The organism is Phaeobacter sp. JH20_26 (genome assembly GCF_048056275.1).
Taxonomy (GTDB): domain Bacteria; phylum Pseudomonadota; class Alphaproteobacteria; order Rhodobacterales; family Rhodobacteraceae; genus Phaeobacter; species Phaeobacter bryozoorum.
Genome location: NZ_JAYMWL010000013.1, coordinates 1,588,485 through 1,609,396, shown reverse-complemented (window position 1 = coordinate 1,609,396; position 20,912 = coordinate 1,588,485). Strand labels below are relative to the sequence as shown.

Here is a 20,912-nt window from a genome sequence, read left to right as displayed (position 1 = left end):
GACACCGATCTCCTGCCAGCGCAGCGCTTTGTGCCTGTGGCTGGCGGGCAGCTAAGCAAGGAGAACGATCTATGGTCGAATTCGCACTTCCGAAAAATTCCAAGATCACCACGGGTAAAACCTGGCCCAAGCCCGAAGGCGCAACCAATGTGCGCAAATTCAGCATCTACCGCTGGAATCCGGATGACGGCAAGAACCCGCAGGTGGATACCTATTTTGTCGATATGGACAAATGCGGTCCGATGGTTCTGGACGCGCTCATCAAGATCAAGAATGAGATCGATCCGACCCTGACATTCCGCCGGTCCTGCCGCGAAGGGATCTGCGGCTCCTGTGCGATGAACATCGATGGGATCAACACCCTGGCCTGTATCTACGGCCTCGATGAGATCAAGGGCGACGTAAAGATCTACCCGCTGCCGCATATGCCGGTGGTGAAGGATCTAATCCCAGATCTGACCCATTTCTACGCCCAGCATGCCTCGATCATGCCATGGCTGGAAACCAAGACCAACCGCCCCGCGAAAGAGTGGAAGCAGTCCATCGAGGATCGCAAGAAGCTGGACGGGCTGTATGAATGCGTCATGTGCGCCAGCTGCTCGACATCCTGCCCGAGCTACTGGTGGAACGGGGATCGTTACCTTGGGCCGGCCGCGCTGCTGCACGCCTACCGCTGGATCATCGACAGCCGCGATGAGGCAACCCCTGAGCGTCTGGATGAGCTGGAGGATCCGTTTAAGCTCTATCGCTGCCACACCATCATGAACTGTGCGAAGACCTGCCCGAAGGGCTTGAACCCGGCCAAGGCAATTTCGCATATCAAGCAGATGATGGTTGAACGCGCGGTTTAAGCCCTGCCAAGCTTTGATTAGGGAGAACGCCGCTCACCTGCTGTGGGTGGCGTTCTGCGTTGTCGAGCAGCGACTGCGCCCCGAAGTTGCGGCTGACAGTGGGGATCGGTAAACAGGCGATATGCCAGTGTTGATCCTCTTTCTGTTGCTCGGTGTCCTTGGATATTTCCTTTGGCGCCACAATACATCCACCCTCAGCCGGGATTGTCGCTGGCGTCAGGAAAAGTCGGCGAGCCAGTGGCGCTGTGCATCCTGTGGTGCCGTCCAACCAGGAGACGGGGTGCCGCGTGCATGCCTCAGACCCCGAAATACCGGGTAAGTGTTGCAATAGGCGCATGGCTGAAATCTGATCAAATTCCCCATGAAAATAAGGGCTTCAGTGGCCCAGAAAACTCTTGATCGACTCGTGTGTTTGGTAGATATGGCGGACAGACGCCAACGCACGCGCCTCTGTCCCAAGGGTTATCCCCCATGGTTACGTAGCGACGGTAACGTCTCTGATTGAAGTGAGCGGTCATAGATGGCCGGGTCTTTTGGAGATGACCATGAACGCAAACGTAACCGGGCAACTTGCCCGTCAAGATGCTATTGTCCCCGTTTCTCGCCACCTGTCCTATATCGCACAGACCGCGTTTGACCGCCCGACACTGGTGATTGACAGCCAAGCTGTTGCCCGGCAATACGCCGCCCTGGCCCAAGGCCTTGGGCGTGCCCGAATCCACTATGCGGTAAAAGCCAATCCAGAAGCGCAGATTCTGCGTCGGCTCACCACTATGGGGGCAAATTTCGATGCGGCCAGCCGCGCCGAGATTGAAATGTGTCTGGCTGCTGGCGCAAGGCCTGGCCAGATTTCCTTCGGCAACACCATCAAACGGCCGAGCGATATCGCCTTTGCTCATGAGATCGGGATCACCCATTTCGCGGTTGATGCCTTGGCCGAGCTGGACAAGCTGGCCGCCCATGCGCCTGGTGCCCATGTCTGCATCCGCCTGCTGGTCGAAGCCACCGGGGCGGATTGGCCGCTCAGCCGCAAGTTCGGCTGCTCCAGTGCGATGGCGCTTAGCCTGATGGACCGCGCCCGCGAGCTTGGGTTGATTGTCTCCGGCGTATCCTTCCACGTTGGCTCGCAAACCCGCGAGCCGCAGATGTGGGCTGGCACGCTTGATCAGGTCGCCCAGGTTTGGCAGGCCGCAAAATCCGCCGGTCATGAGCTGACCCTGCTGAACATCGGTGGCGGTTTCCCGGCGAGCTACGGCACCGAGGTGATGGCCCCTAATCGCTATGCGCAGGAGGTCATGGCGCTCGTGGAGGCACGTTTCCCCGACGCAACCGAGATCATGGCGGAACCCGGTCGTGGCCTGGTGGCTGAGGCTGGCGCGATCGCGGCCGAAGTGTTGCTGGTCTCGCGCAAGGATGCGCACGATCTGCACCGCTGGGTCTATCTGGATATCGGCAAATTTTCAGGCCTGGCGGAAACCATGGACGAGGCTATCCGCTACCGGATCACAACCGATTATGGGGATGAGCAGACCGGCCCCTGCATTCTGGCGGGCCCGTCCTGTGACAGTGCTGATGTGCTCTATGAAAAGCAGCTTTACCAGCTGCCGCTTGATCTGAAAGCAGGGGATCGCGTTGTGATCCATTCCTGTGGAGCCTATACGACGACCTACGCCTCCGTTGGCTTCAACGGCTTTCCACCGCTCGATGTGGTGGTGATCTGATCTCGGATCTTTGATCAGCAGGGCCTGAGCACCCTGCAATGTCGGCTTGTTTCCGGCGGCTGCATTGGATTTCATGGCGCAAACAACAGAGAGGTTTGCGCCATGTCCGCTACTGATTTTCCCGGCACCGAGGCACAGCCTCCCGAAGATGCAGAGCAAAGGCGTGCCGTGGCGCCAGTCATCTGCTACCCGAACGAGACATTGCCCAAGCCGGATCTGTCGCGATATCGGACTGCTCGTGAGACGGCGCAGAAAACCGCCGAAGTATTGGTCTCGCCGCGGGAGGCGGCCTGTTTCAGCGTCTCTGCTGGAAGCTTCTTTCGTATCACCTCGGTCGAGGGGCCGCAGGTCGGGGACCTAAATCTCTGGAACAGTGCTGATCTGACCGAGCGCTTTTTCTCCGGCAAAACGCGTGCGCTGCATGGAACTCATGTAACCACGGGGGAGAGGCTGTGGAGCAGCCTGCCGCATCTGCGTCCGATGGCGACCATTGTTGCGGATAGCCTGGGCTGGTACGGGATCGACGGCTATGGCGGCTCGGTTCATGACGTGATCGGCACCCGCTGCGACCCCTACACCGGTAATCTGCTGTCTGGCGGTCACTATCATCATTGCTGCCATTCCAACCTGACCCGGGCGCTGGCAGATCATCTGGATATGCCACTGGACGCAGCCGAGCCGCATATTCACGATGTCCTGAACGTATTCATGTGTACCGGATTTACTCGTGACACCGGGCAGTACTTCATGAAAGCGAGCCCAGTGCGCCCAGGCGACTATCTTGAGTTTTTTGCGGAAATTGACCTCTTGGGCGCATTGAGCGCCTGTCCGGGAGGCGATTGTGGTGACGAACACACCAGTGACACCGCGTCCTGTCATCCGTTGTTGATTGAGCTCTTCACCCCCGAAAGCGGTGCGTTGGGAGATTGGCGGCCACCTGCGCGCAACGGGTATGACCGTAGTCACGGGCGCGGTTGAGCCTGGCTGCTGGCAGAACGAAAAAGGCAGCGCGATCGGCGCTGCCTTTTCTATGGGTCTTTGCGATTTCTCAGTTCAGGCAAAGGCCGCTTCGAGAGCGATTTCCACCATGTCGCCGAAACTCCGCTCACGCTGATCGGACGGCAGCGCCTCGCCTGTCCCGAGGTGATCGGATACCGTCAGCACCGCTAGCGCGCGGCGTCTGTAGCGGGCCGCCAGGGTATAAAGCTCGGCTGCCTCCATCTCGACGCCCAGAATGCCATGACGCACCATCTGCTCGTTCAGGTCCGGTCGCTCGTCATAGAAAACATCGGATGAGTAGATGCCACCGATATGCGGCGTGAGCTTATGCGCCTCTGCGGCCTTCGCGGCAGCCTGAAGCAGGGACCAGTCGGCACAGGGGGCAAAATTGACCTCTTTGAAAATCCCACGCGAAGGGGAGCTGACAGTGGTTGCCGTCATGGCGAGGATCACGTCACGGATTTTCACCTTGTCCTGCATTCCGCCACAGGACCCAATGCGGATCAAGGTTTTGGCGTCGTAGTCACGGATCAGCTCATTCACATAAATAGACAGGGAAGGCATGCCCATTCCGCTGCCTTGAATGGTGACCGGATGCCCATTCCAGGTGCCGGTGAAGCCCAGCATTCCGCGCACTTCATTCACGAGGCGGGCATCTTTCAAAAATGTTTCGGCGGCCCATTTCGCGCGATAGGGATCGCCGGGCAGCAATACCGTTTCGGCAATCTCGCCCTTGGCGGCTCCGATATGAACAGTCATACTTTGTCCTCAACTTCTGGAAATCAGATTTCCAGATCGGAAATATCAACGCCCGATGTCAGCGCTGCATGGACCCAATGAGGTTTGCGACCGCGACCGGTCCAGGTTTCTTCCGGGTTCTGCGGGTTGCGGTATTTCGGAGCTGCCTTGGTTTTCTTGGCGGTGCCCCGGTTGTTGCCTGCAATCTCGTCAAGCGAGAAACCATATTTTGCGGCAGCTTCTTCAGCGGCTTTCAATGCTTCGATGCGCTCGCGCTGCTCGGCTTCTTTCAGTGCCTTTTCGACATTCGCCTGCAATTCCAAAAGCTCTTTTCGTGACATCGTTGTGAGGTCAACGGCCATTTTCTTCTCCATAAATGAATGCGCGTCGTGATGCTACGAGGCGCATTCATTTATGACCTTATTCCCATGGTGATTTCACCAAGAAAATTGTGTCGATTAAATTGATTTGCGAAAATCCGCTAATGTGAAGTCGTTTGCGGTTGTTTTGCAAGTTCAACAATATCACCCATGATTGCGTTGAGTTCGAAATCCTTGGGGGTATAAACACGGGCCACACCCATCTTTTTAAGGCGGGCAGCGTCGTCGTCGGGAATGATTCCACCAACGACAACCGGAATATGCGACAGGCCCGCGTCATTCATCCGACCCATCAGCTCCTCAATCAGGGGCAGATGGCTGCCGGAGAGGATGGACATGCCGACCACATGTGCATCGTCCGCCAGTGCCGATGCTACCAGTTCTTCGGGTGTCATGCGGATCCCATCGTAGGTGATATCCATACCGCAGTCGCGTGCGCGAAAGGCGATTTGTTCGGCGCCGTTGGAGTGGCCGTCTAGGCCGGGCTTGCCGACGAGGAATTTCAGGCGGCGTCCCAGTTGGTCGCTTACGGCATTGACCTTTTCGCGCAGCTCATCCAGCCCCTCTGTCTTGTTGGAGGCGGACCCTGACACGCCGGTCGGGCCGCGATATGTGCCGTAGACCTTGCGCATTTCCTCGGCCCATTCGCCGGTGGTGACGCCGACCTTGGCCGCGGCAATCGACGGCTCCATGACATTGGCGCCGCTTTGCGCTGCTGCGCGCAGCGCGGCCAGGGCCGATTGCACAGCGTCATTGTCACGCTCACCGCGCCAGTGGTTCAGGCGGCTGATCTGCTCCTGCTCCACCGCGGGGTCGACCACCATAATGCCGCCGTCCTCGGTCTGCAGCGGCGATGGCTCGCCCTCGGTCCATTTGTTGACGCCCACTACGATGGTTTCATTCTTCTCGATCCGGTTCAGCCGGTCGGCATTGGACTCGACCAGCCGGCCCTTCATGTATTCGATCGAGGCGACAGCGCCGCCCATGGATTCGAGGTTGGCCAGCTCGGCGCGAGCGCCTGCCTTCAGTTCCTCGACCTTGGCATCGACCGTCGGGTTGCCGTCGAACAGGTCGCCGTATTCCAGCAGGTCGGTCTCATAGGCCAGGATCTGCTGCATCCGCATCGACCATTGCTGATCCCAGGGGCGGGGCAGGCCAAGCGCTTCGTTCCAGGCGGGCAGCTGCACCGCGCGGGCGCGGGCTTTCTTGGAGAGCGTCACTGCCAGCATCTCGATCAGGATGCGGTAGACGTTGTTTTCCGGCTGCTGTTCGGTCAGGCCGAGCGAGTTCACCTGCACGCCATAGCGGAAGCGGCGGAACTTGGGGTCCTCGACGCCATAGCGGTCGCGGCAGATCTCGTCCCACAGATCGACAAAGGCGCGCATCTTGCACATCTCGGTCACGAACCGGATGCCCGCGTTCACGAAGAAGGAGATGCGTCCGACCATGGCCGGGAAATCCTCCGGCGCGATGCGCGGTTTCAGCTCGTCCAGCACCGCCTGCGCGGTCGCCAGGGCAAAGGCCAGCTCCTGCTCCGGTGTCGCGCCGGCCTCCTGCAAGTGATAAGAACACACGTTCATGGGGTTCCACTTGGGCACGTTGGTGTAGCAGTACTCCGCCACATCCGCGATCATCTTGAGGCTGGGTTTAGGCGGGCAGACATAGGTGCCGCGGCTGAGGTATTCCTTGATCAGGTCGTTCTGAACCGTGCCCTGCAGCTTGGACACATCCGCGCCCTGTTCCTCTGCCACCGCGATATACAGCGCCAAGAGCCACGGCGCTGTTGCGTTGATGGTCATCGAGGTGTTCATCTGCTCCAGCGGGATCTCATTGAACAGGGTCCGCATGTCACCCAGATGGCAAATGGGTACTCCGACTTTGCCCACTTCGCCGCGGGCCAGCACGTGGTCGCTGTCATAGCCAGTCTGGGTCGGCAGGTCGAAGGCGACCGAGAGGCCGGTCTGCCCCTTGGCCAGGTTGGCGCGGTACAGCGCGTTGGATGCCGATGCCGTGGAATGGCCGGCATAGGTGCGGATCAGCCAGGGGCGGTCTTTTTGCATCTGCGGCATGTCGGGCCTCGCGAGTCAGTGTGATGGTAATTTTATTTCGCCACGATGATGTAGACTGCAATTTTAAACCCATGTCAATTCGCTGCGTTGCGGCATTTCATGCCAACTGCTAATTATGGGTGCCTCTGCCGATCCGGCAAAGTGCTTGTAATGACAGCAAGCATGGGGAAGGGTCTCAGGATGACGCAGACCGTGGAACTCCCGCTTTGGCTTTTTGTGCTTATCGTGCTGTTTGCCGCGATCACCTTTGCCTCGCATTTCCTGTTTCCGTCGGTGCGGTGGTTCTTCCGTCGTCGTTTGGAGCGGGCTGTGGCGCGGTTGAACCGCCGCCTGGAACGACCAATTCAACCGTTCAAACTGGCACGCCGTTACGACATGATACAGCGGCTGATCTATGACCCGCAGGTGGCCCAGGCGATTGCAGACCATGCACGTGCGCAGGGCATTCCCGAAAACGTCGCCTTCGAGGAGGCCCGGCGTTATGCCCGCGAGATCGTCCCGTCGTTTTCCGCAGTTGCCTATTTCAGCATCGCGATCCGTCTCGCGCGGTTTTTGTCCAATGCGATCTATCGTGTTCGCCTCGGTCATCTGGATGAAGCTGCAGTGAAGGCAATAGACCCTGAGGCGACGGTGGTTTTTGTCATGAATCATCGCTCGAACATGGATTATGTCCTGATCACCTATCTGGTGGCGGACCGGTCGGCCTTGTCCTATGCGGTGGGTGAATGGGCGCGGGTATGGCCGTTGTCGCGATTGATCCGGGCCATGGGTGCCTATTTTATCCGCCGTAAGTCACGCAATGACCTCTATCGTCGCGTTCTGGCGACCTATGTGAGGCTGGCGACGCAGGGCGGGGTGACCCAGGCGATTTTTCCCGAAGGCGGGTTGAGCCTAGATGGCGCTCTGGCACAGCCGAAGGTGGGGCTGCTGAAATACATCGTTGACGGTCAGGCGGCACAGGGCGAGGGCGGGCGTGATGTGGTGTTTGTGCCTGTTGCGCTGAACTACGACCGCGTGCTGGAAGACAAGATCCTGACATCGGCTGCGAAATCCGGTGATCGACGATTCCGCGCACGCATCCATGTGGTGGCGGTTCGTATGCTGCGTCAGCTGTGGCTATGGGCGACGAGGCGCTACCAGCGATCCGGCTATGCGGCAGTCAGTTTTGGGCGCCCTCTCAGCCTGCGCGACTTTGTTCTTTGCAGCGGGGGAGAGGACACGCCGACGAGTCTTGCGCAGGAGCTGATGGGTCGTATCGGCGAATGTGTTCCGGTATTGCCTGTGGCCTTGGTCGCCGCCACTGTGGAGTACCTCCCGAAGGGTAAACAGCCGCTCAGCCGTACGGATATTGAAGCTGGGATGGACGCGCTGCTGTCGCGATTGCCCTATGCTTATATCCATACATCGCGCAACGACCGCGGTTCCGCCGCCGAGTTGGGGCTACGTCAACTGACGATGAGAGGCATCCTGCGACAGACAGCGGGCGGCTACGAGGTGGTGGCCGACCAACACGATCTGCTTGTCTACTACGCAAATTCAATCCGTCATCTGATCCCGGAGCCTGACACTGACGGGCCAAAAGAGGCTGGTATTGCTGCAGGTGCAAAGGGTTATTCTGCATCCGCTGGGTCATAAAATTACCCAAATCAAATAAATGATGTTGCATTGTTGCTTGGCGGATCTTATTCCCTAGGTAGCAGCTGCGATTCTGCATTGCGGCAAACAGCGGAAAAAAGGAGGCCAGCATGGCTTTGGACACGCAGAACGGCGCCCTCTCCTACGAGGCCCCTGAAAAAGAGCTTTATGAGATCGGTGAACTGCCGCCGATGGGCTATGTGCCACAGAAGATGTATGCTTGGACCATCCGCAAAGAGCGCCATGGCACCCCTGATACTGCGATGGTGCAAGAAGTGGTCGATGTGCCCGAACTGGACAGCCACGACGTGCTTGTGCTCGTGATGGCGGCGGGTGTGAACTATAACGGTGTGTGGGCGGCTCTCGGCACACCCATCAGCCCCTTTGATGGTCACGGTGCGCCGTTCCATATTGCCGGTTCCGACGCCTCGGGCATCGTTTGGGCCGTGGGCGACAAGGTTAAGCGCTGGAAAGTCGGCGACGAGGTGGTCATTCACTGCAATCAGGATGATGGCGACGACGAAGAATGCAACGGTGGCGATCCGATGTACTCTCCCAGCCAGCGCATCTGGGGGTATGAGACGCCCGACGGCTCCTTTGCGCAGTTCACCAATGTTCAGTCGCAGCAGCTTATGCCCCGCCCCAAGCACCTGACCTGGGAAGAAAGCGCCTGCTATACGCTGACCCTTGCGACCGCCTACCGGATGCTGTTCGGCCACGAGCCGCACGATCTGAAGCCGGGCCAGAACGTGCTGGTCTGGGGCGCTTCGGGCGGCCTCGGCTCCTACGCGATCCAGTTGATCAATACGGCTGGTGCAAATGCCATCGGCGTGATCTCGGACGAAAGCAAACGTGATTTTGTCATGGGGCTGGGCGCCAAGGGTGTGATCAACCGCAAAGACTTTGATTGCTGGGGGCAGTTGCCGACAGTGAACACGCCCGAATATGCCAATTGGTTCAAGGAAGCCCGTAAGTTCGGCAAGGCTATCTGGGACATCACCGGCAAAGGCGTGAATGTCGACATGGTGTTTGAACATCCGGGCGAAAGCACGTTCCCGGTTTCGACCTTTGTCTGTAAAAAAGGCGGCATGGTTGTGATCTGCGCAGGCACCACTGGCTATAACCTGACGTTCGATGTGCGTTACATGTGGATGCACCAGAAGCGTTTGCAGGGCTCGCACTTTGCGCATCTGAAGCAGGCCGCCGCTGCCAACAAGCTGATGGTCGAGCGCCGCCTAGACCCCTGCATGTCGGAGGTGTTCTCCTGGAACGATCTGCCGGAGGCGCATATGAAGATGCTCCGCAACGAGCACAAGCCGGGTAATATGTCTGTTCTGGTTCAGGCGCCCCGGACCGGTCTGCGCACACTGGAGGATGTTCTGGCAGGGTAAACACCCTCGAGAGACACATTATTTCACCCGTCAGTCGCTCCTGTGACTGGCGGGTTATTGTTTTGCTGGTGCGAACGTGGTTGTCGAACATTTGTGCGGAATGACCAGCGGTCATGTGCTGATGGTGAAGACATTTTGTGGCCGCGCCCTAGATAATCGCTTATGAAATAAAAACCTGATCATTATGCGGGCTTACCGTTGACGCTGCATCGATGATCGCGGCACAAAGGCCAGAGCTGCGGCAATTTGGATCTGCCGACAGCCAAATAGGTGCAGAGGTTCTGCGCTGAGACCAAGTGAGAATTCAGGCATTTCATGGCAACCAAAGTTAATCTTGATCTTATCCTTGAGGTTTTGGACGCCACGACAACGGTCGATGGTCTGCAAGAGATCATTGAGCGGGTCTGTGAGACCTTTGAGGTTGATCACGCCATGTATCACTGGGTCGACAGCGCTGGCGATCACTATCACTTTGGCACCTATTCGCGGGAATGGGTCGAGCGCTATCAGGAAAAAGCCTATGTTCGTGTCGATCCGGTCATTATCGGTTGCTATCAGCGGTTTCACCCGGTTGACTGGCGCCGCCTTGATTGGTCGTCCAAGCCTGCGCGCGAGTTTCTGCAGGACGCCCTTGCCCATGACGTAGGCAATCAGGGGTACTCAATCCCGATCCGTGGGCCAAACGGGCAATTCGCTTTGTTCACGGTCAGCCACAACTGCAACGATGAGACCTGGACGAAATTCACGGACAGACACAGCCGTGACCTGATCCTGATCGGGCATTACTTCAACCGCAAGGCGCTGGAATTTGAACCGGATCGCAGCCCGGAGCATGTCCAACCCCTGTCCCCACGTGAGATTGACGCGTTAACCTTGCTCGCGATGGGCTACAGCAGAGCCCAGGTGGCCAAGACGCTGACCATTTCGGAGCATACATTGCGGGTCTATATTGAGAGCGCGCGATTCAAACTGGGGGCGATCAACACCACGCATGCCATCGCACGGGCACTGAGTCTCGGGTTGATCATCATCTAAGACGTTGAAGCTGTTGATGTTCATTAACCCTATAGTTGAAAATATCTTCTGATCGTAATCTGGTCTCACTTTTCTATCTAAAGGGGACTAAGTTATGCTTCGTTACGTATATGCACACGACCTGTATAAGCACCGTGAGCTTGCCCATTCGATGTTCGTGGATCGCGCGGATCAGTTCAAGACGCGGCTGGGTTGGGAGGTCTCGGTAGATGCCTGCGGGGAAGAACGCGATGAATACGATGCGCTTGATCCGCTATATGTGATCTGGCAGCAGCCCGATGGCAGCCACGGTGGGTCAATGCGTTTTCTGCCCTCCACGGGTCCAATCATGGTAAATGATGTTTTTCCCGAGCTGACCGGCGGGGAGGCGATCCGCAGCCCTCTGATCTGGGAATGCACCCGGTTCTGCCTGTCCCGACATGTCAGCGGCAATGTGGCCGGGGCACTGACCCTGGCCGGGCTTGAGATAATGCGGAACTTCAATATCGCGCATTTTGCCGGGGTGTTTGATCGGCGGATGGTGCGGATCTACCGCTCTCTTGGGTTTAGCCCGGAAATTGTCGGCACCATGGGCGCGGGGCGGGACCGGATCTGCCTTGGCCTGTGGGACTATTCTACCGAGGCGTATCACCGGGTCGCGCAGAAGGCAGGCATTCAGCCGGAATTGTCGACACTCTGGTTCGACCGCTCCTTTGGCGGTGCAGGCGCGCCAGGACCCGTTGCGCTGACGGGGTGAACAGGGTGTCGATGGGCATAGCGCTGAAGGAGGGCGAGCTGCGCTGAAACGATATGATGTGGGGCCGTCTGCTCTGGTGCAGCCGGCCCGGCGGCTGTAGTGTCGCCGAATGAGCGCAGCACCCATTAAATTCTCCGACGATCAGGCCGTCGCTTTTGATCGTGTCAGCAGTCTTCTTCGTGACGCAGGGGTCGATCTCGAAGACGATCTGCTTCACCCGCCCCGCGGTGACGGTGGCGCAATGGCGGTTATTGGCAAGGCCGGATCTGGTAAGACGCTGTTGTTGGCGGAGCTCTATAAGGCGTTGGAAAAGGCCGGTGTCGAGGTTGTTTCCGGCGACTATGAGAGCCGCAAGAAGAATGAGGACCGGCGCACACTCGCAATCCTCGCGCCCACAAACAAGGCCGCCAGCGTGCTGCGCCTTCGTGGTGTTCCCGCAACTACGATCCACCGGATCCTCTATACGCCTGTCTATGATCCGGAATATGAGCGGATAGCGGAATGGCTGGCGGGTAGTGGCGATGAACCCGAAATCGAGGGGTTAACCGAAGAAGCCCTGGCGCGGGCGAAGGCGTTTTATGAACGCAACAAGTCGATCCCTGGTGCGTTGGCTGCTGCCGGTCTGCGCGGATCTGACTTCATCACCGGTTGGAAACGGCGGGAGGAGCCGCTGGATATCGGCTTTATCGATGAAGCTTCGATGCTGGATGACCGCCAGTTCCAGGACCTTCAGGAAATTTTCCCGACATTATTGCTGTTTGGCGATCCCGCACAGCTCGCCCCGGTGAACCAATCCGGAGCCATGGTTTTTGAAACGCTGCCAGAAGAGCGCAAACTGATCCTCAACCGCATTCACCGCCAAGAGGCAGGCAATCCCATTCTGGACCTCGCTCATGCTCTGGCTGATCCGAACATCGGGTTTGAGGATTTTGAGCGCATGGTTGAGGACCTCTCTCGCCAGGATGATCGCGTCGTCTGGGGGCAACGGGTCGAGGTGGATCTGATGGCACGTTCTCCGGTTCTGGTCTGGCGCAACAACACCCGGATTCGGCTGATCAATGCGTTTCGTAACGTGCACGGTGCGCCGGAGGACAGTTTGCTGGCTGGCGAGCCGCTGATCTGCGACGGAATCGAATTGCCGATGAAACATCGCAAGAAAAGGCTGGATCTGGAAGCCCGCGGCCTGATCAAGGGGGCCCAGGTCATCTACCTCGGACCGGGTCGCAAGCCTGGATTCTCGCGCCTTCATGTCATGGGAGCCGAGGACCCGCAGGTCTCCGCGGCCTCTATCGTGAAGATCGAAAAACCGGATGAAGAAGAACCCTTCATTCCATTTGCTGCGCGTATGGGGGCGGCGTTTCTGCACGGGGCGGCCGTCACTATTCACAAGGCGCAGGGCTCGCAATGGCCCACGGCGCAGGTTTTTGCGCCTGATATCTATGCCGCGGCGCGCATGGGCCGGGTGGAGGCCGGGCAACCGCTCTGGAAGCGGCTTGCTTATGTGGCCATTACGCGGGCGCAGGAGCGCCTGATCTGGGTGGTGCGCAATCGTCTGGCAAAGCCGACAGGCCCTCTGCAGGTGGACGACCTGCGGGCCGCGCCGGTAGGCGCCCTGACCCTGGAACTGCAAGAGGACAGCCCACTATGACGATCCAAGCTCCAGATTCTAGACGCACGATCCTGATCACCGGAGCCAGCTCCGGTATCGGCCGTGCCGTGGCGGAGCTGTTTCTGGATGAAGGCTGGCAGGTGGGTCTGCTTGCCCGCCGCGCAGAGGCGCTGGAGGCCGTGGCGCAGGGGCGCGACACGGCTCATGTCGTGCCGGCGGATGTCACCGATGCCGAGGCTGTCGATCGTGCCGTGGAGACCTTTGCAAAGCGGGCCGGACGGTTAGATGTGTTGTTCAACAATGCAGGCATCTTTACCCCTTCCGGCACGATTGATGAGATTGCGCTGGAGGATTGGTTTGCAGCCGTCAATGTGAACTTGAACGGCATGTTCCTTTCGGCCCGAGCGGCCTTTCGCCAAATGCGCCAGCAGGCCCCGCAGGGCGGGCGGATCATCAATAACGGATCAATTGCGGCCCATGTTCCGCGCCCACATTCGGTACCCTATGCAGCGACCAAAGCCGCGATCACCGGGCTGACCCGTAGCCTGTCGCTGGATGGGCGCCCGTTTGATATTGCCTGCGGGCAAATTGACATCGGCAACGCACGCACGCCGATGGTTGCGGATTTGAGCGCCCGGCAGGCCGAGACGGATCCGGCAGCGGGCGCGATGGAGACCTTCGCCGTTGAGGATGCTGCACGGTCGGTGCTGCATATGGCAAATCTTCCGCCTGAGGCAAATGTGCAATTCATGACCGTGATGGCAACCAAGATGCCTTACATCGGGCGTGGATAGTCACTGCAGAGGTCTCCCGCCCGTTGTGACACCAGCAAGCTGGCACCACGCCCGTTGGGCGTAGCGCCGCGCTTTGCGCGGCGGTCTGGGTCTGGATCTGGTTCGTGGTCGTCAGCTGTTGCGCAGCAGGCGGAAGGCGGCAGAGGCACCCCAACCTGCGGCAATTGCAATGGCCAGTGACATAAGGCCGTAGAGAAACGGCTGTTCGCGTGAAAGTGTGTAAAGAAACCGTTCCAGCCCGACTTTGCGCACGTCGATGCTGGTTTCGTACTGCGCGACAACCGACCCGCCTCGTGTGAGCAGGATGCGGGTCCGATAGGCCCCTTCGGTCAGGTCAGCGGGCATCTCGATCGCAGTGCGAAACAGCGTTTGCTGATCGACGGCGACAGTGTTCTCCCGCAGAGAATAGAGATTGTTCTCGGACCGGATGCGGATCACGGCTTCGGCGAATTTCTGTGCCCCGCGGATGTGCATTCCGGCACCGACCGAGCGGATGGCCCGCCCCACGGAGACTCGATACCGCAGGTCCTCAGTATCGCTCAGCACCTGAGAGAGCGGCGCGCTTGTCGCAACTGCGTAGAAGCTCGGTGCCGAGTCTACCAGCACGCTGTCGGTGTTGACCCAGATCCCAAGCTTTTTCTCCTTGCGGCGTACCATCACGGGCGAGGCCGGACCGGATACGGCGACGATCACCTGAAGAGGGTCGTCCTGCGGGATAGGGGCTTCCCGCTTCACGGCCCCAAAGACGAGGATTTCCGATCCATCGAAGTCGGCGGTGATGGCAACACGGTCTTGGCTCAGACCGAGCACGACTTCCTCGCGCGGGCCAGCGGGAGGGTCGCTATCTGCCGGATCGGTGGAGGTCTGAGCGGTGGCCATCGACCCGAGTGGCAGGACCAGGAGGAATGCAATCCAGAGCCGCGCGGAGCCGCGGGCCGGCTGGGATTGCGGCGCGCGGCGGAGGCGTTGCCTGATGACGCGATGGAGCATCTCAGTGCCCTCCATCGCTGCCGAGCGAGTAAAGCTCAGACGGCATCAGCAACAGGTCCAGCCCGAGTTTGACGCAGACAATAATTACCATCAGCGCCAACAGGATGCGGAGCTGTTCAGCCTTGAGATAGACGCCGATCCGGGTGCCGATCTGGGCACCGATCACCCCGCCGATCAGCAATAGAACCGCCAGAACAATATCCACGGTATAGTTCGTGGTGGCGTGCAGCATCGTGGTAAAGGCGGTGACCAGAATGATCTGAAACAGCGATGTACCAACCACAACCTTGGTTGGCATCCCGAGGATGTAGATCATGGCTGGCACCATGATGAAGCCACCACCAACACCCATGATTGCCGCGAGGATGCCGACGACGACACCGACCAGCAAGGGAGGAATCACGGAGATATAGAGGCCGGATGTGCGGAACCGCATCTTGAAGGGCAGGGCATGGACCCAGCCACGCTGCCGACGCGGCGCGGGGGCGCCACCTGCGGAGGCTTTGGATTTGCGGATCGCATTCAGGCTTTCGATGAACATCAGCCCGCCGACAACGCCAAGAAAGACGACGTAACAGAGTTTTACCAGCAGATCGACCTGGCCCAATGCTTTGAGATAGTTGAAGACCACAACCCCAAGCGCCGCACCGAAAAGACCGCCCGCTTGAAGAACCAGGCCCATCTTGATGTCGACGGTTCGGCGCCTGAAATGAGCAAGCACACCGGAGAATGAGGAGGCCACGATCTGATTGGCTTCGGTGGCAACGGCCACTGCCGGCGGGATGCCGATGAAGAACAGGAGCGGTGTCATCAGGAAGCCGCCACCGACACCAAACATGCCGGACAGGATACCGACCATACCGCCAAGCCCCAGCAGCAGGAATGCGTTGACCGAGACTTCGGCGATGGGAAGATAAATCTGCATATCAGTGTTAGAGCGCAGCAATTGGCTAAAATCAACTGCCGATGCCGCTCCGCAGAAAACAGGACTGACGCTAGGGCGAAAACTGGACCTATGAAAGTTGGCCGGAACTCGGATGGGGAGAACTGGTTTCCGAAAAGTCTGACTCTGGCTGTGTCAAAACGGCAAGCGCCCGGCCGGAGCCGGGCGCTTGCAGATGCCTTTGGTACAGCCCCTGCGGGCTGTACCAAATTGATGGCTCTATCAGCGCTCCTTGACGTAGGGCTCTCCACCTGCCTTGGGCGGAACCGCCTTGCCGACGAAGCCTGCCAGGATCACCACGGTCAGGATGTAGGGCAGGGCGTCCATCATCTGCACCGGAATCACAAAGTTGCCGATTTCGATGTTCTGAAAACGCAGGGCCACCGCTTGAAGCAGGCCGAACAGAAGGCAGGCACCAAGCGCGTGCCAGGGGCGCCATTTCGCGAAAATCAGCGCTGCCAGAGCGATAAAGCCGCGACCGGCTGTCATGTCCTTTACGAACCCGGCCTGTAGTGCTGTTGCAAGATAGGCGCCGGCAATGCCGCAGAGCAGGCCACAGATCATTACCGCCGCATAGCGCAGACCGACCACGGACACACCGGCGGTATCGACAGCTGCAGGGTTTTCCCCGACCGCGCGCAGGCGTAGGCCAAAGCGCGTACCAAAGAGGATCCAGGCGGTAGCAGGCACCGCGAGGAACGCCAGGTAGACCAGCACGGAGTGACCGGAAAGCAGCTCGCTATAGATCGGGCCCAACACAGGGACATCCGCCAGCGCATCTGCAAACGGCAGGCTGAGAGGCTCAAACCGACCGCCCGAGAACAGCGAGGGTGTGCGTCCACCCTGCTGGAACCAGTCCTGCGCGATCAGTACGGTCATACCTGCGGCCAGGAAGTTGATCGCCACACCGGAGATCAGCTGGTTGCCTCGGAAGGTGATCGAGGCAAGCCCGTGCAGGCCGCTGAGAACCAGCGATGATGCGATACCGGCCAGGAGGCCCAGCCAGACATTGCCAGTGGTCGCAGCCACCGCCGCCGAGAAGAAAGCGGCCATCAGCATTTTGCCTTCAAGGCCGATATCGAAGATCCCCGCCCGTTCGGAAAACAGTCCAGCCAGACAGGCCAGCAGCAGCGGTGTTGCGAGGCGAACGGTGCTGTCGAGCACCTGGATCAGAGTCAGAAAATCCATCACGCTTTCCCCCGGCGCAGAGCAAGGAAGATCCGTTCAAGCGGTCCTCGTACCATATTGTCCAGCGCGCCTGTGAACAGGATCACCAGTGCCTGAATGACGACGATCAGTTCCCGCGGGATGCTGGTCCATAGCGCCAGTTCCGCGCCGCCCTGATAGAGGAACCCGAACAGGATCGCGGCCAGAAACACGCCAAAGGGATGGCTGCGCCCCATGAGTGCCACGGCGATGCCGATGAAACCGGCGCCCTCGGTTGAGTTCAATACCAGGCGCTCGGCCTCGCCCATCACATTGTTGGTGGCCATCATGCCCGCCAGACCGCCAGAGATCAGCATCGCAATCATGGTGATCTTGACCGGCGAGATTCCGGCGTAAAGTGCGCCATATTCGGAGTTGCCATAGGCCCGGATCTCGTAGCCCAGTTTGGTACGCCAGATCAGCAACCATACCGCAACGCAAGCAGCAAGCGCGACGAGGAAGCTCACATTGGCAGGTGCCGCCTTGGAAAACTCGATCCCGATAGGTGCGAGGAGCTCATGCAAGGACGGCAGGTGGACAGCTTCGGCAAAACGGGCTGTCGCCGGGTCCATCGAGCCTTCTGGACGCAGGAGATTGACCAGCACGTAGTTCAGAACGGCCGCCGCAATAAAGTTGAACATGATTGTGGTGATCACGATATGGCTGCCGCGCTTCGCCTGAAGATAGGCGGGGATCGCGGCCCAGGCCGCACCAAAAAGGGCAGCACCCAGGCTGGCAAAGATCAGTGCCAGCGACCAATGCGGCCAGGGAATATAAAGGCATACGAGGGCCACACCCAAACCACCGAGCATCGCCTGACCTTCACCACCGATGTTGAAAAGCCGGGCGTGGAAGGCCACGGAAACGGCCAGACCCGTGAACAGGAAGTTGGTGGCATAATAGAGCGTATAGCCCCAGCCATAAGTGGATCCAAGCGCGCCCGAAACCATCAGCTTCACGGCGGCAATCGGGTCTTCGCCAATGCCAAGAATCACCAAGGCAGACAGAATAGCGGCCAATACGAGGCTGATCAGCGGGATCAGTACGACATCGGCCCATTTAGGCATTTTATCCATTTACGCGGCCTCCCCCGCGACACCGGCCATCAACAGGCCCAGCTCTTTCTCATCGGTCTGATCGGCCGGGCGCTCGCCCATGATCATTCCGTCAAACATCACTGCAACACGGTCGGCGAGTGACAGGATTTCCTCCAATTCAACCGAGACCAGCAGGATCGCCTTGCCCTGATCGCGCAATTCGACGATTTGCTTGTGAATAAACTCAATGGCGCCGATATCGACGCCCCGTGTCGGCTGCCCAATCAGCAACAGGTCAGGGTTGCGCTCGATTTCGCGGGCAACAACGATTTTCTGCTGATTGCCGCCGGAGAAATTCTTGGCCGCAAGCCAGGGGTCCGGGGGGCGTACGTCAAACTTGGCCATCTTGGCCTCGGTATCGGCGCGCAGCGCAGCATTGTTCATTAACAGGCCGCGTTGGTATTCGGGCGCGTGATGATAGCCGAACGCCACGTTTTCCCAAGCGTGGAAGTCCATGATCAGACCTTCGCGCTGACGGTCTTCGGGAACGTGGGCCACATGTGCTGCGCGACGGGCGCGGGCATCGGATCCGGCACCTGACAGGGGCAGCGGCGATCCATTTAGACGAATGGTGCCCTGACCTTCGCGCATGCCACCGAGCACCTCCATCAGTTCGGACTGACCGTTGCCGGCCACCCCGGCGATGCCAAGGATCTCTCCCGCACGCACGGTCAGGTCGATATTCTTCACCCGCGCAACGCCCGCCTCATCGACGACACTGAGGTTCTCGATCTCAAGGATCGGCTTGCCGGGAGTGGCGGGAACCTTGTCCACCCGCAGCAGCACCTTGCGTCCCACCATCAGTTCGGCCAGATGTTCGGGGCTGGTTTCAGCGGTTTTCACGGTCGCGGTCATCTGGCCGCGGCGCATCACCGACACCGTATCGGTATACTCCATGATTTCGCGCAGTTTGTGAGTGATCAGGATGATCGTTTTGCCCTCGGCACGCAGCCTGTCCAGAATGCGGAACAGCTGGTCGGCCTCTGCGGGGGTCAGAACCCCTGTCGGCTCGTCCAGAATCAGAATGTCGGCCTGGCGGTATAGCGCCTTCAGGATCTCGACACGCTGCTGCATGCCGACACCGATTTCGTCGATACGGGCATCGGGATCAACGTTCAGCTCATATTCTGCTGCCAGGTCTTTCAGCGAATTTCGGGCCTTGCTGAGAGAGGGCTTCAACAGTTTGCCATCCTCGGCGCCGAGGATGATGTTCTCCAGTACCGTGAAATTCTCAACCAGCTTGAAGTGCTGGAACACCATGCCGATCCCTGCCGAGATCGCCGCCTGGCTGTCGGGAATCTCGGTACGTTTCCCGTGAATCCAGACCTCACCCTTATCGGCTTTGTAAAAACCGTACAGGATACTCATCAGCGTTGATTTGCCTGCGCCATTCTCGCCGATGATCCCATGGATCGTGCCGGGGGAAACACGGATTGAGATATCCTTATTGGCCTGAACGGGGCCAAAGGCCTTGGAGATGCCTTTTAGTTCAATTGCTGGTGCCGTCATTCGGGCTCCCCTTATTCATCCTGGATCGGTTGGCACAGATCCACGCCGAAGCGAGCGGCGGTTAACATGTGCAATTTGGCCAACCTAGGAAAAACCAAACCCGGAGGCGGCAAAGGCGCAGCCTCCGGGCAATATGAAACCCCCGGTCACCACCATAATCATCAAGAGGATCACGGTGGGCCGGGGGGCAGTTCAGTACTTAGAAGGACAGAGCCGGGCAGCTGTCATCCGACATATAGTCATGCACGGTGATTTCGCCGGTTGCGATCTTGGCTGCGGCTTCATCAGCGGCGGCCTGCATCTCTTCGGTGATCAGCGATGCGTTGTTATCGTCAACCGCAAAGCCGACGCCGCCGTTCGACAGGCCCATGACGGAGAAGCCGGTTTCCAGGTCAGGACCGTCGGAGAAGGCTTCGAACACAGCGTTGTCGACGCGCTTCATCATGGACGTCAGAACTTTGCCCGGGTGCAGGTGGTTCTGGTTGCTGTCCACACCGATTGACAGGATGCCTTCGTCGGCGGCGGTCTGCAGTACGCCAACACCAGTGCCGCCCGCAGCTGCATAGACAACATCAGCGCCCTGGCTGATCTGCGCCTTCGTCAGTTCGGAGCCCTTGACCGGGTCATTCCAGGCCGCAGGGGTGGTGCCGGTCATATTGGCGATCACAGTTGCGTCCGGGTTTGCGGCCTTCACGCCCTCGGCGTAGCCGCAGGCAAATTTGCGGATCAGCGGGATATCCATACCGCCGATGAAGCCTACTGTGCCCGATTTGGACGCTTTGGCCGCCAGCATACCGACAAGGTAGGAGCCTTCATGTTCGTTGAAGACAACAGAACGTACATTCGGCGCATCAACAACCATGTCGATGATCACGAATTTGGTGTCGGGGTAGTCGGCTGCAACCTGGCCCAGAGCGTCGGCAAAAGCAAAACCGGCCATGACGATCGGGTTCGCGCCCGCTTCGGCAAAGCGACGCAGGGCCTGCTCACGCTGAGCTTCGGATTGCAGTTCGATTTCGCGGAAGCTTTCGCCGGTTTCCTCAGCCCAACGCTGCGCGCCGGTGAAGGCGGCTTCGTTGAACGATTTGTCGAACTTGCCGCCCAGATCAAAGATCAGTGCAGGCTCTGCCAATGCGGCACCCGCTGTCAGCGCCACGGCCGCCGCGGCGCTCATCAGGGATTTCATCAGGGTCATAGGGGTACTCCCAA

At 59.0% G+C, this 20,912-nt stretch carries 18 protein-coding genes; 9 read left to right on the top strand and 9 right to left on the bottom strand.

The features are described from left to right. Positions 1-71 precede the first annotated feature (71 nt). From VWY60_RS13420 to VWY60_RS13410, 3 genes are all read left to right on the top strand, one after another. Positions 72-851 carry a succinate dehydrogenase iron-sulfur subunit gene (locus tag VWY60_RS13420; RefSeq protein ID WP_340544315.1) on the top strand — a complete coding sequence of 260 codons (780 nt, stop codon included), beginning with the start codon at positions 72-74 and terminating at the stop codon, positions 849-851. Between the two features lie 539 nt (positions 852-1,390). After that, positions 1,391-2,572, top strand: a complete 1,182-nt coding sequence (locus VWY60_RS13415; RefSeq protein ID WP_416540709.1) for a type III PLP-dependent enzyme — start codon at positions 1,391-1,393, stop codon at positions 2,570-2,572. 102 nt (positions 2,573-2,674) lie between these two features. After that, complete coding sequence (locus tag VWY60_RS13410) at positions 2,675-3,550, top strand: urea carboxylase-associated family protein (RefSeq protein ID WP_416536458.1); 876 nt, start codon at positions 2,675-2,677, stop codon at positions 3,548-3,550. A 75-nt stretch (positions 3,551-3,625) separates the two neighbouring features. On the opposite strand, the gene deoD is transcribed toward VWY60_RS13410, so the two are convergent. The 3 genes from deoD to VWY60_RS13395 form a co-directional block, all read right to left on the bottom strand. Then, positions 3,626-4,330 (bottom strand): purine-nucleoside phosphorylase, encoded by a 705-nt coding sequence (gene deoD / locus VWY60_RS13405; RefSeq protein WP_416536459.1) that lies wholly within the window; start codon positions 4,328-4,330, stop codon positions 3,626-3,628. A gap of 23 nt (positions 4,331-4,353) precedes the next feature. Beyond that, positions 4,354-4,671: an H-NS histone family protein gene (locus VWY60_RS13400; protein ID WP_340544320.1), complete on the bottom strand. Its 318-nt coding sequence runs from the start codon at positions 4,669-4,671 to the stop codon at positions 4,354-4,356. Between the two features lie 119 nt (positions 4,672-4,790). After that, positions 4,791-6,758, bottom strand: a complete 1,968-nt coding sequence (locus VWY60_RS13395) for a protein meaA (protein ID WP_416540708.1) — start codon at positions 6,756-6,758, stop codon at positions 4,791-4,793. 180 nt (positions 6,759-6,938) lie between these two features. Between VWY60_RS13395 and VWY60_RS13390 the strand changes: the two genes are divergently transcribed. From VWY60_RS13390 to VWY60_RS13365, 6 genes are all read left to right on the top strand, one after another. After that, entirely contained in the window at positions 6,939-8,393 is a 1,455-nt protein-coding gene (locus tag VWY60_RS13390; protein ID WP_416536461.1) for a 1-acyl-sn-glycerol-3-phosphate acyltransferase, read from the top strand. 110 nt (positions 8,394-8,503) lie between these two features. Continuing rightward, on the top strand, positions 8,504-9,784 hold the full coding sequence (gene ccrA / locus VWY60_RS13385) for a crotonyl-CoA carboxylase/reductase (RefSeq protein WP_340544323.1): 1,281 nt from the start codon (positions 8,504-8,506) through the stop codon (positions 9,782-9,784). Positions 9,785-10,099: 315 nt separating this feature from the next. After that, positions 10,100-10,819, top strand: coding sequence for a helix-turn-helix transcriptional regulator (locus VWY60_RS13380; protein WP_340544325.1), 720 nt, complete (start codon positions 10,100-10,102; stop codon positions 10,817-10,819). 94 nt (positions 10,820-10,913) lie between these two features. Next, positions 10,914-11,555 carry an acyl-homoserine-lactone synthase gene (locus VWY60_RS13375; protein WP_340544326.1) on the top strand — a complete coding sequence of 214 codons (642 nt, stop codon included), beginning with the start codon at positions 10,914-10,916 and terminating at the stop codon, positions 11,553-11,555. 109 nt (positions 11,556-11,664) lie between these two features. Beyond that, positions 11,665-13,203, top strand: coding sequence for an ATP-dependent DNA helicase (locus tag VWY60_RS13370; RefSeq protein ID WP_340544328.1), 1,539 nt, complete (start codon positions 11,665-11,667; stop codon positions 13,201-13,203). Beyond that, complete coding sequence (locus VWY60_RS13365; RefSeq protein ID WP_416540707.1) at positions 13,200-13,958, top strand: SDR family oxidoreductase; 759 nt, start codon at positions 13,200-13,202, stop codon at positions 13,956-13,958. The genes VWY60_RS13370 and VWY60_RS13365 overlap by 4 nt, the downstream gene beginning before the upstream one ends. A 111-nt stretch (positions 13,959-14,069) precedes the next feature. On the opposite strand, the gene VWY60_RS13360 is transcribed toward VWY60_RS13365, so the two are convergent. From VWY60_RS13360 to VWY60_RS13335, 6 genes are all read right to left on the bottom strand, one after another. After that, positions 14,070-14,837 (bottom strand): TIGR02186 family protein, encoded by a 768-nt coding sequence (locus VWY60_RS13360; protein WP_340546273.1) that lies wholly within the window; start codon positions 14,835-14,837, stop codon positions 14,070-14,072. 112 nt (positions 14,838-14,949) lie between these two features. Further along, entirely contained in the window at positions 14,950-15,873 is a 924-nt protein-coding gene (locus VWY60_RS13355) for a sulfite exporter TauE/SafE family protein (protein ID WP_340544330.1), read from the bottom strand. A gap of 240 nt (positions 15,874-16,113) precedes the next feature. Continuing rightward, entirely contained in the window at positions 16,114-17,079 is a 966-nt protein-coding gene (locus VWY60_RS13350; RefSeq protein ID WP_340544331.1) for an ABC transporter permease, read from the bottom strand. Then, positions 17,079-18,173 carry an ABC transporter permease gene (locus VWY60_RS13345; protein WP_340544332.1) on the bottom strand — a complete coding sequence of 365 codons (1,095 nt, stop codon included), beginning with the start codon at positions 18,171-18,173 and terminating at the stop codon, positions 17,079-17,081. The genes VWY60_RS13350 and VWY60_RS13345 overlap by 1 nt, the downstream gene beginning before the upstream one ends. Further along, on the bottom strand, positions 18,174-19,703 hold the full coding sequence (locus VWY60_RS13340; protein ID WP_340544333.1) for an ABC transporter ATP-binding protein: 1,530 nt from the start codon (positions 19,701-19,703) through the stop codon (positions 18,174-18,176). 199 nt (positions 19,704-19,902) lie between these two features. Further along, on the bottom strand, positions 19,903-20,898 hold the full coding sequence (locus VWY60_RS13335) for a BMP family lipoprotein (protein WP_340544334.1): 996 nt from the start codon (positions 20,896-20,898) through the stop codon (positions 19,903-19,905). Positions 20,899-20,912: the final 14 nt, after the last annotated feature.